Raw genomic sequence first — 12,643 nt, 5'->3', positions numbered from 1 at the left:
CGTTCATCGATGGTAGGTACAGCATCTGCACCAAATTCATCCTGGAACTCTTTTACCCAGTTTCGAATAGTCTTCGGTGAAACATCATACTTTCTTGCCAGCACCCCGACTTTAATTCCAGCCAATGCTTCTTGCGCCACCTTATTACGAACTTCTTTGAATGCGTTGTTACGTTGTCTCATTCCGCTCGCCTCCCTTTATATGAATAGTACCTTATTTCCCATGGTACTCTCCAATTTAATTAGGGGGCTTAATAGTTATGAGGAACGATGGTCCGCTATTTCCTCATAATGCTCGAATTTCCGCCCGAAACGGGGAAATAATGCCCTGTAGTTCCCCTACACCCGCGAAATCACTGCTACTCGCCAAAATAGTGGACTGTAGTTCCTTTCAGGCGGCTGGGCTCCCTTACTCTACACATTTAACTTATACATTCGCGCACGTGCATGCCCGCTCGCTACGGTAAGGAGCTGCTTTTCGCACAAGCTGCGCAAAATCTTTCGGGCGTATTTGGTACTCACTTGAAGATGTGAAGCGAGATCAGAAGGAGTGAGAGGGCGCAGCAGCCTCCTTGCCAAACGGAGCGCTTCGGATTCCAGCCAAGAGAGGCGCTCGGAAACGTGAGAGGAGATAAATTTACCGACAAAGGACAGCATAAGCTGTTGGCACTGCTTAGGCGACTCAATGATGGAAGGGTGGGGGATCGGCATTACCATCCAGCCATCCAAAGCAAGATGACAATGCCTTAGGCAGAGGTCCTTGAATCGCCAAAGCTCAAGATCCCGCGCATGGGAACTATAACCTTGGATTTCAATTGCACCTTTGGCATCCCCGGGCATATAGGCAAAATCCAAGTAGCGGTAGCCATTTGCGAAATCACGCACTTCCCACTCGGGATACAAGTGCTCAAAATGTCCAACCGCCGGAAACCACACTACACGCAGAAATTCCATTTCTGCATGCCCCAAACCCCGCTCCAGCCGTTCTCTTCTGCGGGCATTCGTTTCCGCTGCAATCTGTAAAGCCATGAAGGCTTCGAAGGCTTGCTCAAATTTCATCCAAGATCCTGCTTTCTTTAGCAAATTACCGGCAAAAACAAAACGCCGCTTCATCTAGGTTCGCAAAGGAGCGGACTCCTTACGAACCTAGTTGAAAGCGGCGTGTGCTTCACGACCAGCTTGTTTATTTTTTCGATTATAACAGAAAATGAGCATATTTTTCCAGCTTTTTCTTCCACGCCTCGCCGAAATGGGAACTACAGGGCGCTATTCCACTGTAAATCAAACATTTGGCCATAAAGTGGGAACTAGGGTTCGCTATTTCACGGATTGGAGCATAAATTTCCCCCAATCCGGTGAATTAAGACCCTGCAGTTCCCCTTTTCAAGCCAATTCCCCGCTGAACTCCAAAATAGGGGACTGTTGTTTCCCTGAGTTCTCTAAGCCCTTAAGCTAAAGGAGGCTCAGGTCCCATAGCTCCTGTAATGGGTTCCCCTCAACCCATCGCGATTACAACGGCAAATCCCGTCGACGAAACACCACGACGCCTGCTGCAAACGCAACGACGCCAATCACAACCAAAATCGTCCAAGCAAGCCCAATCTCCGCCTTGCCGGTGATGATCCCGCTCGGATCGTAGAGTGAGAAGTAGGTCAATCTGCGCAGCCAATCGATTTTCTCGCTTAGTTTGCCGATAAAATCCAAAGAGAAAAACCCAAAAGTCAATATCGCCGAGATGCCTAATGCTTTTTTCTCATCATTCGCAAAGGACGAGACGAGAAAGGCAATGCCGCCGACGGCGAAGAACAGCAGCAAGGCAGCCAGGTTCATCCGCAAATATGACGCGCCATGGAAGGCGCTCAAATCACCGATGAACAACGCATACCCCGCAAAACCGCACAACGTTGTCACGGCCATGATCGTCACCAGCCCTGATACCAATACAATCGCCTGCGTCAAAGCCACTTTGCCGCGAGTGGTCGGCGTCGCGAGCAAATAGGCCATCGCACCTTGGTCAACTAGTTTCGCCATCAGCTGTGTGGAGAACAGAATGCAGAAAATGGCGACGATCAGTACGAGCAGCAAGCCGTAATATTCGCCGGAGATGAAGCCCTCTACAGTCCCAAAGCCGCTGCCCAAGTTAAAAGCACTTGTAATGCTGGACGGCAGGGATTTAATCAAATCATTCAGCGCTTCATTATTGCCCGCGAAGCTAGGAAACAACCAAAACATGAGCAAGATGTAAAAAGCCGAACCGAACGCATAATTCATCATTCCTCTGAAATGAATCTTCATCATATGTTTATACAACGCGGCATTCATTGTAAAGACCCCTTCCGGTCGTAGTAGTTCATGAACACGTCTTCGAGACTTTGCGTGAATACGTCCAGATTTCGAATCGCGTACTTCGACGTTTCCGCCAAAAAGAGAGCGTACGCTCCTTGCACAGCCACCCGTACCCGGCTGCCTTCGCGAGATTCGATCGCTAGACCGGACGTCTTAGCAAAGGCTTCCGCATCTGCCGCTTTTTCGAAAGTTACTTCGAACAATTTCCGCTGCATCGACTGCAGCTCATGAATGTCTTTGACGGTGAGGATCGCACCGTCTTTAATAATCGCCGCGCGATCGCAGGTCCGCTCGATTTCGGGAAAGCTGTGGGACGACATCAGGAAGGTAGTGCCGCGAGCCTTTTCCTCCAGCACGAGGTTGATAAACACCTTCTGCATGAGCGGATCCAGACCGGATGTCGGCTCATCCAGAATAATAACCTCCGGCTGGTGCATGAAAGCGGCGACGATGCCGACTTTTTGCTTCATGCCTTTAGACATTTTGCGGATCGGGGTTTTCACATCGAATTGAAACCGCTCGATGAGCTCTTCCCGCCGTCCAGCTTGTTTCAGGCCTTGCATTTCAGCCATGAAATCAAGAAACGTTTTCCCGGTCATGCCTTCAATAAAAGCAATTTCGCCAGGTAAATATCCGAGATAGGTTTGAACTGTTCCTTGCTGTGTCCACGTGTCCAGCCCGCCAACCGTTACAGATCCCTTATCAGGCTTCATGAAGCCCATGATATGCCGAATCGTCGTTGAATTACCGGCGCCATTTGGGCCGAGAAATCCGAAAACCTCGCCTTTTTTGACCGAAAAAGATACATCGAATATGCCTTTCCCGTTCGGGAATGTTTTGGTCAGATGCTGAACGGTCAACATGCGCGGCCACCTCCGAAAGTTAAAGTTATGAAATATCAAATCAAAATGATTTCAAAACTCATGTTACTCCTCTACAAACGCTCCGTCAATACTTTTGAAATATAAATGTGCTATAATTTCATTATTCCAAATTACAGGTGATGTGAATGAACGGTTTTGAAAAAAGAGCCCAGCAAAAAAAAGAAAACATTATGCAAGCAACGCTGCACTTACTCGGAACGACCGATCCCAAAAAAATGAAAATTGCCGAGATTGCCGAACAAGCCGGTGTGTCGCAGGTAACGATTTATAACTATTATGGCAGTAAGGAAGCGTTGGTCCGGGAAGTAATCATGGACTATATCCGCAAAACGCTCAAGGAATTCGAAGAATTTCTTGCAGGCGGGCATACGTTGAAAGAGAAGATGGAATACATCATTTTTCAGAAAAAGCAATCGTCCAAAACCTTCGGGCTGCAGGTGATGAAGCAGATCTGGCAGGATGATCCGGAATTGACGCGCTTCGTTCGAGAAGAATATATGGCAAAAGGCGTTCCACTCGTCACCCGGCTTATTGAAGACGGCAAGAAAAATGGGGAGATTACCGAGAAGCTCTCTACGTCCACGATCATGATGTATATGCAAATGCTGACTAACCAGGCAGACACGATGCTCGATTACGCGGAGCAGCATGGCAATATGGATGTGCTGATCGAGGAGATGGTGCATTTATTTTTTTATGGAATCGGGACGGTTCCGCTGTCGCCAGTTGTATCCTAAACACATATTGCTCCTTAGAATCGGATTTGAGATAATGCACGTAGGAAATTGAAAGAAGGGGATGGTTATTTTGACAAAGCACCAAAAAATAGTAGCATTTATAGGTTCGTACGCGGATTCCGTCAATCCTGGGGTGTATACCTGTCATTATGGAGAGAACAATGGAAGTCTGGAAGTCATTCACGAGGTAGATGGCTTGCAAAATCCAACGTTTCTTGCTGTCGATCAGGAAAATTGGAGGCTGTATGCCTTATCGGAGGGGGTTGACGCGAACGGTCAACGCTGTGGGGCGGCAGCCTCTTATGACATCGACAAGACATCGGGGAAATTAGCCCTTTTGAACAATGAGATTACGCTTCCCATGACAACTTGCCATATTCAGCTTGATCATACGAACCAAGTAATTATGGTTTCAAGCTATCATGGGGGCATGGTAGGATTGTCACCTGTATTAGCGGATGGACGTATTGGTCAAAGTGCTGATATACAGCAGCATAAAGGCGCAAGCGTTCTGCAAGTACAGGATAGACCGCGCGCTCATTCCGTTTTCTTGGATCGTACGAATACTTATGTCGGCGTATGCGATTTAGGATTGGATAAAATTAAGCTGTACAAGCTCGATCTTACTGCCCAAAAGCTGCATCCTCATGGCGAAGTGTCAGTTGCTCCCGGGTCAGGTCCGCGGCACTTTGCCTTCCACCCGTCCTATAAGTACGGCTATGTGATCAATGAACTTGGTTCCACGGTAACGGCATTCAGCTACGATGAGGAGAAGGGAGAGCTTGCTGAGATTCAAACGATCTCCACATTGCCTGACGCGTTCGATGGCGAAAATGCTTGCGCGGATATTCATGTTTCTCCTGACGGCAGGTACCTCTATGGCTCCAATCGCGGCCATGACAGCATTGTCGTGTACGCCATTGATGCTGCTACAGGTAAATTGATCCCTGTAGAATATGCGCCTACGCTGGGGCAGCATCCGCGCAATTTTGCGATTTCGCCGGATGGGGCTCACCTTTTGGTAGCAAACAAAGATTCCGATAACATTGTATCGTTTGCAAGAAATGCTGAAACCGGGAAACTTGTGCCTACAGGAAGCGTATTGAAGCTATCCAAACCGGTGTGCATCAAGTTTGCTGTCGTAGAATGACACCGTACACGGAGCGAGTTATCGAGATTATTCGTGCTATTCCTGAAGGAAAAGTGATGACCTACGGACAAGTTGCCAGGCTTGCGGGGAGCCCTAGAGGAGCCCGGCAGGTTGTGCGGATTTTGCATGCCATGAGCAAGAAGCATAAGCTGCCCTGGCATAGAGTTGTTAATGCAAAAGGCGAAATTGCGATCGCAGATGACGAAGGGTCCCAACTGCAAAGCTTTCTTTTGCAAGCAGAAGGCGTTCATCTCTTGGAGGATCGGTTGATTTCGCTTGACCACTACCAAGTTCCCATGGAAGAAAATAGTTAAGATGCAACATAAGCTGCCTCACTTCTTGCAACAATAAGAAGTGAGGCTTTCTTTTGTCAGAAGGAAAATGTAGAGCCTTGTCGAAGTCTGTGAGAAACGGATAACAATTTGCGGGGGATCATCATGAGTCATCAGCAATCTGCACCTTCTTCGGTGTACAATTTATTAACTATGCAGTCTAATCCCGCACAGCGTCGCTTTGCTTTTATCATCGGGGCTATCGTCACCCTCATTTCATTCATTTGCGTACCGTTTGTTCGCGTTCAGTTGGGAGAGATGCAAGCTTTTCAGCCAGCGGTCTTCTCCACGGTCGTTTGTTTTGAACTTATCACGGCATACGTGATTTATAGTCAGTTCAAAATCTCCCGCGCACCCGCAGTCCTTGCGTTGTTCGCCGCTTATTTGTTCTCGGCCGGGATGAGTTTGGTTTATATTCTTGCGTTTCCTCGCGTATTTGCTGAAAATGGGTTGTTCAACTCGGGTCCACAAACGTCGGTATGGGTGTATGCGCTTTGGCACTTGGGGTTTCCTCTCGCCATCCTGCTGTATTTGCGACTCGATTCGAAATATGGCGATGTTCGTTATAGCGCTCGAAAGGCTAAGCTGGCAGGCTGGTATACATTCATCGGGATAATTGTATTGGTGTCAATATGTACATATGTAACGACACATTACATTGAGCATTTGCCTACTGTTTTGTCGCAGGGTAAGTTGTCTCCCGCATTTATTAGGTTTGTTGGGGTTCCGATCGTGCTGCTTACGTTCATCACTTTACTGGTTTTCTATTTTAAAACCAGAGCAAAAACAGTAACTTCAACTTGGCTGTGTATTGCTATTCTTGCACTAATGTTGGATGTGCTCATTGTCCTTTGCGGCGGCGGGCGGTTCAGTGTAGGCTGGTATGTGGCGAAATGGAATTCCTTCGTTTGTTCGAATGTAGTGCTGGCAGGGATGATTTATGAGTTTACGAAAATGTATTTGAGGATGGCCGATCTCTTCCGAAAGGTCAAAGAAAGCGAATATAACTATAAAGAGCTTCTGGGGGAAAGCCAGCAAGCGGAGCGCATCATTTCCGAACAGAACACGATTATCGAACAGATGCTGGAGTCCAGCCATGAAGCCACTGTCATGTGTGATACAGCAGGCAGAGTCATCTTTGCAAACCGTCGTGTGGAGGTTTTTTTTGAACATCCGATCAGCCAAGGGGATCACATATCGTCGTATTGCCAAGGCATGCGTGCTTCAGGCGCCGCATTCAATGAAGTTATTGAAGCGTATTTCAATCAGAGCATTCCGCCATTTCTGAAAAGGATTTCAAGAGTGTCGCTGACAGGTGAACTGAAGCACTATGAATGCTACGTAAATCCGATTTTTGACGAGGGCGCAGACACGCTTCGGGGACATCTGTTCGGATTCCGGGACCGTACGGAGGAAGAGCGGATGGATGAGATGAAAAATGAATTTGTCTCCATCATTTCCCACGAAATCCGGACGCCGCTGTCTTCGATCATGGGCTTTATTGAAATTTTGGCGACTCGCAGTGTCGCGGAGGACAAGCGAGTCAAGTATGTGGAGACGATCCATAAGGAGTCCCTGCGGCTGTCAAACTTAATCAATGATTTCCTTGACTTGCAGCGATTGGACTCCGGCCGCCAAGCATTTCATTTTCAAACGTTGAATGCGGCGCATTTGCTGCGAGAAATCGTGGAACAGTGGCAGGGGAAAGATGATCATGAAATAGAGCTCCATGTTCTCGCGGAAGAGGCTCTTATTTACGGGGATGAAGAGCGGTTGATGCAGGTGTTTCATAATCTCATTTCCAATGCTATCAAGTATTCCCCAGGCAAAACGAAGATTGACGTGACAGTGGAGAGAGCGGACGGCGCCGTTTCCATTCAAATTCAAGATTATGGCTTGGGAATACCGGTCGACGCCATCGATAAATTGTTTACACGATTTTACCGTGTGGATAACTCGGATCGCAGGAAAATCGGCGGAACCGGTCTGGGGCTTTCCATTGTGAAAGAAATTGTAGAAGCTCATCGCGGTACTGTAACGGTTGATTCGGAGCTGGGTATTGGTTCCCTTTTCACTGTCCGGCTATCGGAAAGCTGGGAAGAATAGGTTTTCATAGCCTCATCAAGCCCAAAAATTTGCAAAAACAAGCAAAAGAGTTACAAAGTCCTTCTGTCGGGAATAGACTAACTGTATCAATAGGCTATAGGACAGGAGGCATTTCTATGAATGAAAGAACCTTGTATCTATTTGATGGCATAAATAAAAGCTCTGTGAAAACCATTGTCGAGCAAATCATGAAAATTAATCAATTTGATGATGACAAAGATAAGAAGGAAAAAGATTTCAAACGCGTGCCCATCGACGTTATTATTAATAGCAATGGTGGGAGCGTCTATGACGGCTTGGGCCTGATTAATGTGATTGAAAACAGTAAGACGCCGGTGCATACCTATGTATATGGACTAGCTGCCAGCATGAGTTTGCTGATTGCAGTAAGTGGTCACAAAAGATATGCGGGAAGGCTGAGCACATTTATGTATCATGCAGTATCCACGCATATTGACGGACATTTGGAATATTTGAAGAACCGGGTGGATGAAACGCAGAGACTGCAAAATATCTATGATGAGTACCTTCTATCAAAAACAAAATTGAGCCTCGATGAGATCCTGCGAGTTCAGGAACATCAGCGGAATTGGTACATGAGTCCTGACGAGGCATTAACGCACGGTGTGATTGACGAAATTGTATAGGAAATGGGAAGAGAAGCCAGGGGGATTCTCTTTTTCTTTGTTTTTTATCTCTTTTTGGTGTTTAATGAGAGAAAGAGAGAAGGCTGGCAGCGACTGCTGCCTCCAAATGCAAAGGAGACCCTACTGTGTATAAAATTGTGTTTTTTGATATCGACGGTACGCTTGTCAATGAGGAAAAGCAGGTTCCTGCTTCCACAGTAACAGCCATTCATCAATTAAAGCAGCAAGGTATTGAACCCGTCATAGCCACCGGACGAGCCCCTTATTTCATTAAGCCCCTGGCCGAACAGCTCGGAATCGATTCCTATGTATGTTTAAACGGGGGATATGCCGTGTATCGGGGGGAGCCCCTCTATCGACGTATCATCGCCAAAAGCAGTATTGAAGCATTGGTAAAATTAGCCGCGAAGCATAAGCATTCCCTCGTATTTGAAGGGGAGCATCAGTTTTTCACAGATTCAGAGGATCATCCATTCGTTACCGGTTCTGTTTCGTCGTTGAAGGTCGATTTGCCTGGCTATGACCCGCATTTCTGGAAAACGAACGATATTTATCAAATATTCCTGCATTGTGAAGATACGGATGAGCATTTGTATGAAGAACTCCAATCCGAGCTAAAACTCATTCGCTGGCATCAGCATGCAATGGATGTTTTGCCGGCAGGGGGGTCGAAAGCCCAAGGGATTGCCGCATTGCTTGAGCTCGTAGGTTTGAAACCGGAAGAAGCGGTAGCATTTGGGGATGGATTAAATGATATGGAAATGCTTTCCTATGTTGGCATGGGAATCGCAATGGGAAATTCCCACAAGGATTTACTTCCTTATGCAGATCATGTAACGACACATGTGGATGAAGATGGCGTACGTAACGGACTTATAGCCGTAGGATTACTATAGCAGTGATAGAACAAGATCAGGGTGAATACAAATGAGAATAGCTTTTTTTGATTCAGGGTTAGGCGGAATCTCCGTCTTACACGAAGCCATGAAGCAGTTGCCTCATGAGGATTTTCTTTATTTCGCGGATACACTTCACGTTCCATACGGAACGAAACCTAAAGACGAAGTATTAGCTTTTGTGAAAAAAGCAGTGGAAACTATCAGCAAGGAAGATGTCAAAGCGCTTGTTATTGCTTGCAACACGGCAACGAGTATTGCGATAGCTGAGCTTCGTAACATGTATGAAATGCCGATCATCGGCATGGAACCTGCGGTAAAGCCGGCGCTTGCCATGAACCGCTCATCGGGCAAAAGAGTGCTTGTGCTTGCTACGCCGCTAACACTCAAACAGTCGAAGTATCGGGAACTCGTTTCCCGTATCGATGATATGGGAATGGTGGATTCACTGCCGATGCCGGATTTGGTTGAGTTCTGTGAACAGTTAAATGTGGATAGCCAGCAAATTATCGATTATTTTCATTCCCAGCTGGAGCCATTTGATCTGAGCATGTATGGCACGGTTGTCCTTGGATGCACGCATTATCCTTTTTTTCGGCGCGCATTAAAAAAGGTTTTGCCGGATCATATCCAAATTGTGGATGGTAGCGCAGGGACGGTGAATCGGCTGATTCAGCTTTTGAGCGACCGGGATTTGCTGCTTGGCAGAGGACATTCCGAGCTCAAATGGATGTGCTCGAATGAGGATCCGACTTACTTGGAAAAAATGGAGAAGGCGTTGAAGATTTTTGGAGTCGTAGGGGTTTAAGTGTTAATGAAAAGAGGCATTGCCATGGTAAACATGGACAATGCCTTTTTTGTTGCTGCGCATCCAGATCTATACGCGAATTTCAAGCAATTCGTAGGTGATAACGCCCATTGGGGCATTCACGCTAATCGTATCGCCAACGGATTTGTTCATGAGGGAAATGCCCAGCGGGCTTTCGTAAGAAATCTTATTCGCGTTTACGTCCGCTTCGGAGGTACCGACGATTTTGTACTCGATTTTCTCGGCAAACTCTACATCATTCAGTACGACGATAGAACCGACTTGGACTTTGGATGTATCGAGATTCGTTACAACACGTGCTTTCTTCAGCATTCTCTCAATCGTCATAACTCTGGTTTCCATGAAACCTTGCTCTTCTTTGGCGGAATGATATTCGCTGTTTTCTTTTAGGTCGCCATAGCTGATAGCTGTCTTAATACGGCTTGCCAATTCCTTGCGTTTAACGGTTTTAAGTTCTTCAAGCTCTTGTTCTAAACTGCGTAATCCTTCGGGAGTTAGAATGATTTCATCATTGGACATGTTTACAGCTCCTCATGTATTCGATACTTGTTATAGTACTAAAGTAGCGGGGGCAAGTAAAGTAAATGGAGAAAGCAACTTTAGAGGCAGGTTGCGCGTCTACATAATGGAAGGTTTTTCCTTAATATGGATGTGGGATGTGATTTGTTCATTATGATGAAAATGAAGCTGTTCACCCTCACGATTTTTGCCGCAGCATTAGGCTTAGGCGGCTTGCTGCCGCAGGCGGGTGCAGAAACGATTTACGGCGGCTCTTATGCCCCGGAAGGGCTTCGCTTTCCTGCCGTGATCGAGCTGCTGGCAGACACCCCTTATTATGCGGAGGCGGATACATACAACGCCATACCGGAAGGCACATTTGCCCCGCAGGAGGTGCATGTGCTGGAGACGCAAAGCGCCTGGTCGATCGGCGAGGCGACTTGGAAAATCGAAACGATGTTCGGGCCGAGATGGATCAGGCCGAAGCCTTGGGAAATCGATATCGCGCCGCCGGAACGCATCACGCTTTTAGAGGAAACACCCCTATATCGCAGTCAGAGTACAAAAGGCGGGGCCGTTGCTGCTTTATCACCGCAGGAGGTTGAAGTAAGGAACGCTGCCAAACAATGGTTCTATACTAACGATCCCGGCAGCAAAACATGGATTCAAATCCATACGAGCTGGTTAGGCGATCTTTGGGTGCATATTCCGGTTAAGCAAATCGGTACGGTTCAGAAGGTTGAGCGCAAAGCGCATTACTATAATCTGCCATCCAAAAGCGAGCTTGGAACAGCCATGGGGGTGGGGCAGCAGCAGCAAGATTGGTCGAACGCGAAAGATGGCGATTTCCCCATTGTGGCCGAATTTACCACGATTTATGATCGTGCTTTCGAAGTGCAGACAGGTCAAGGGACCGTATGGACGCGTGACAAAGGCGTTGCAATCCTTCCAGCGGATGAGACATTGAAGATTGTGCATGAGACACCGCTTTTCTCCACAGTGTTTGGGGGATTGACGAAGGAAGATGCCGTGCTTAAAGATGAAACCGTCACTGTGTTTGAGAAAATTGTTGAGCCTTTATGGACGGGGAGAGGCCCTTATGAAATTTGGCACAACAGCACTTGGTACCACGTGCGTTCATCGAAAGGATCGGGGTGGGTTAACAAGCTGGTCGGCGAACCGGAGTCCGCGGTACCTGTACATTGGAAGGTTGCGATTAAGGATCAAAAAGAGCTGCAGCATTATCCGGAGGTGCCGTTTAAAGACACGACATTGCTGCTGCGCAATCAGACTGTAGATGTAACAGAGGCTTGGAATCCGCCAAACGGCGGGTCTATGTGGTTGAAAGTTAGCGTTGATAACCGATCGGGGTGGGTCCCGTACTGGAGCAGCACGCAGGATACCATAGAGGATCAGGATTCATCAACAGTCGCTTACGTGGCAAAGGCGGGTACGAACGGTGTCGGCATTGCGCCTGCTGCCAAAGATGGTTTGCAACTGTACACAGGTGAGCGAATCGGATACACGGAAGAGGGTAAATCCTACCTGGACGTGGTCCAACTAGCCGATAAATATCAATATAAAATCAATCGGCAGCCGGATAAGGATACGGTTACTTTCACCAAAGGGGATTATTCCTTTGATTTGCAAGTGGGCCAAAGCTATGCACAGGTTCATTGGCAGGACGGCGGAGGCCAAAGCATTCAGCTTTCGGAGCCCGGACAGCAAACGGGCGAGGGGCTTTATTTGAATGTAAAAGATGTAGTGGCCCTATTTGGACTCACGCAGGTATTTGCAGGAAATGAATATACGTTATTTGAGAAATACTATAACGTCACGTTGAATGAAGTCCAGGCACAAGTGAAAGGCGGGCAGCTGGAGGTGCAGGCTTTCGTGGAGGACTGGACCTCCAGAGAAGATTATGATGCCGGACAAATGCCGCTTCAAATAACGATTGAAGAGAACGGTGACCGAGGCGGAATATCGGAGTACAAAGGAATCGTGAATCAACCGGATAATAGCGCAGCCGTCATGCTGTTTAGTTTGAAAGCATCCCGCCCGTTAGCTGCAGGCACTCATCAAGTTAGCGTTGTCGTTCGAATTGGCGAAAGAATCATATGGAAAAAAAGCTTGGAAGTAACCGCCCGGTAAATCATAATGCAGCCCGATTCCTGCGAGGAAGCGGACTGCATTTTCTTATTTGTTCGCCTGTCTTACCA

13 protein-coding genes are annotated in these 12,643 nt (G+C 47.3%); 8 read left to right on the top strand and 5 right to left on the bottom strand.

Translation table 11 applies throughout. The features are described 5' to 3' along the window. From J2Z65_RS04120 to J2Z65_RS04105, 4 genes are all read right to left on the bottom strand, one after another. The coding region (locus J2Z65_RS04120; protein ID WP_209855731.1) for a helix-turn-helix domain-containing protein at nt 1-182 on the bottom strand (182 nt) is incomplete at its 3' end. Between the two features lie 231 nt (nt 183-413). Then, on the bottom strand, nt 414-1,058 hold the full coding sequence (locus J2Z65_RS04115) for a transcriptional regulator (protein WP_167063115.1): 645 nt from the start codon (nt 1,056-1,058) through the stop codon (nt 414-416). A gap of 450 nt (nt 1,059-1,508) precedes the next feature. After that, a complete protein-coding gene (locus J2Z65_RS04110; RefSeq protein ID WP_167063118.1) occupies nt 1,509-2,321 on the bottom strand; it encodes an ABC transporter permease subunit in 813 nt (270 codons plus the stop codon). Beyond that, the gene (locus tag J2Z65_RS04105; protein WP_167063120.1) at nt 2,318-3,208 is read right to left on the bottom strand and encodes an ABC transporter ATP-binding protein; all 891 of its coding nucleotides are present in this window, start codon (nt 3,206-3,208) and stop codon (nt 2,318-2,320) included. The genes J2Z65_RS04110 and J2Z65_RS04105 overlap by 4 nt, the downstream gene beginning before the upstream one ends. 146 nt (nt 3,209-3,354) lie before the next feature. On the opposite strand from J2Z65_RS04105, the gene J2Z65_RS04100 reads away from it, so the two are divergent. The 7 genes from J2Z65_RS04100 to murI all read left to right on the top strand — a co-directional run bounded on the left by J2Z65_RS04100 (nt 3,355) and on the right by murI (nt 9,905). After that, nucleotides 3,355-3,966 carry a TetR/AcrR family transcriptional regulator gene (locus tag J2Z65_RS04100; RefSeq protein ID WP_167063124.1) on the top strand — a complete coding sequence of 204 codons (612 nt, stop codon included), beginning with the start codon at nt 3,355-3,357 and terminating at the stop codon, nt 3,964-3,966. A 70-nt stretch (nt 3,967-4,036) separates the two neighbouring features. Further along, the gene (locus J2Z65_RS04095; protein WP_240159890.1) at nt 4,037-5,116 is read left to right on the top strand and encodes a lactonase family protein; all 1,080 of its coding nucleotides are present in this window, start codon (nt 4,037-4,039) and stop codon (nt 5,114-5,116) included. After that, the gene (locus J2Z65_RS04090; protein ID WP_167063130.1) at nt 5,113-5,430 is read left to right on the top strand and encodes an MGMT family protein; all 318 of its coding nucleotides are present in this window, start codon (nt 5,113-5,115) and stop codon (nt 5,428-5,430) included. Before J2Z65_RS04095 ends, J2Z65_RS04090 begins: the two co-directional genes overlap by 4 nt. Nucleotides 5,431-5,553: 123 nt before the next feature. Further along, nucleotides 5,554-7,554: an MASE4 domain-containing protein gene (locus J2Z65_RS04085; RefSeq protein ID WP_167063133.1), complete on the top strand. Its 2,001-nt coding sequence runs from the start codon at nt 5,554-5,556 to the stop codon at nt 7,552-7,554. Between the two features lie 116 nt (nt 7,555-7,670). Continuing rightward, on the top strand, nt 7,671-8,201 hold the full coding sequence (locus J2Z65_RS04080) for an ATP-dependent Clp protease proteolytic subunit (RefSeq protein ID WP_167063136.1): 531 nt from the start codon (nt 7,671-7,673) through the stop codon (nt 8,199-8,201). Nucleotides 8,202-8,326: 125 nt separating this feature from the next. After that, entirely contained in the window at nt 8,327-9,097 is a 771-nt protein-coding gene (locus J2Z65_RS04075) for a Cof-type HAD-IIB family hydrolase (RefSeq protein WP_167063139.1), read from the top strand. Nucleotides 9,098-9,128: 31 nt separating this feature from the next. Then, the gene (murI, locus tag J2Z65_RS04070; RefSeq protein ID WP_167063142.1) at nt 9,129-9,905 is read left to right on the top strand and encodes a glutamate racemase; all 777 of its coding nucleotides are present in this window, start codon (nt 9,129-9,131) and stop codon (nt 9,903-9,905) included. Nucleotides 9,906-9,974: 69 nt separating this feature from the next. On the opposite strand, the gene greA is transcribed toward murI, so the two are convergent. Beyond that, complete coding sequence (gene greA, locus J2Z65_RS04065) at nt 9,975-10,445, bottom strand: transcription elongation factor GreA (RefSeq protein ID WP_167063145.1); 471 nt, start codon at nt 10,443-10,445, stop codon at nt 9,975-9,977. Between the two features lie 153 nt (nt 10,446-10,598). Here greA and J2Z65_RS04060 point away from each other — a divergent pair, with 153 nt between their 5' ends. Next, the gene (locus J2Z65_RS04060; RefSeq protein ID WP_167063148.1) at nt 10,599-12,575 is read left to right on the top strand and encodes a stalk domain-containing protein; all 1,977 of its coding nucleotides are present in this window, start codon (nt 10,599-10,601) and stop codon (nt 12,573-12,575) included. The last annotated feature ends 68 nt before the right edge of the window (nt 12,576-12,643 follow it).

It is taken from the genome of Paenibacillus aceris, from assembly GCF_017874035.1.
In the GTDB taxonomy this organism is placed as follows: Bacteria; Bacillota; Bacilli; order Paenibacillales; family NBRC-103111; genus Paenibacillus_E; species Paenibacillus_E aceris.
Note: the sequence above shows the minus strand (reverse complement) of the source record. Positions and strands in the feature narration are given on the sequence as shown.

Bases quoted from the DNA above. Each gene is read 5' to 3' on its own strand.
- J2Z65_RS04115 (WP_167063115.1), bottom strand. From the start codon at position 1,058: ATGAAATTTGAGCAAGCCTTCGAAGCCTTCATGGCTTTACAGATTGCA.
- J2Z65_RS04105 (WP_167063120.1), bottom strand. From the start codon at position 3,208: ATGTTGACCGTTCAGCATCTGACCAAAACATTCCCGAACGGGAAAGGC.
- J2Z65_RS04085 (WP_167063133.1), top strand. From the start codon at position 5,554: ATGAGTCATCAGCAATCTGCACCTTCTTCGGTGTACAATTTATTAACT.
- J2Z65_RS04080 (WP_167063136.1), top strand. From the start codon at position 7,671: ATGAATGAAAGAACCTTGTATCTATTTGATGGCATAAATAAAAGCTCT.
- J2Z65_RS04110 (WP_167063118.1), bottom strand. From the start codon at position 2,321: ATGAATGCCGCGTTGTATAAACATATGATGAAGATTCATTTCAGAGGA.
- murI (WP_167063142.1), top strand. From the start codon at position 9,129: ATGAGAATAGCTTTTTTTGATTCAGGGTTAGGCGGAATCTCCGTCTTA.
- greA (WP_167063145.1), bottom strand. From the start codon at position 10,445: ATGTCCAATGATGAAATCATTCTAACTCCCGAAGGATTACGCAGTTTA.
- J2Z65_RS04100 (WP_167063124.1), top strand. From the start codon at position 3,355: ATGAACGGTTTTGAAAAAAGAGCCCAGCAAAAAAAAGAAAACATTATG.
- J2Z65_RS04090 (WP_167063130.1), top strand. From the start codon at position 5,113: ATGACACCGTACACGGAGCGAGTTATCGAGATTATTCGTGCTATTCCT.
- J2Z65_RS04060 (WP_167063148.1), top strand. From the start codon at position 10,599: ATGATGAAAATGAAGCTGTTCACCCTCACGATTTTTGCCGCAGCATTA.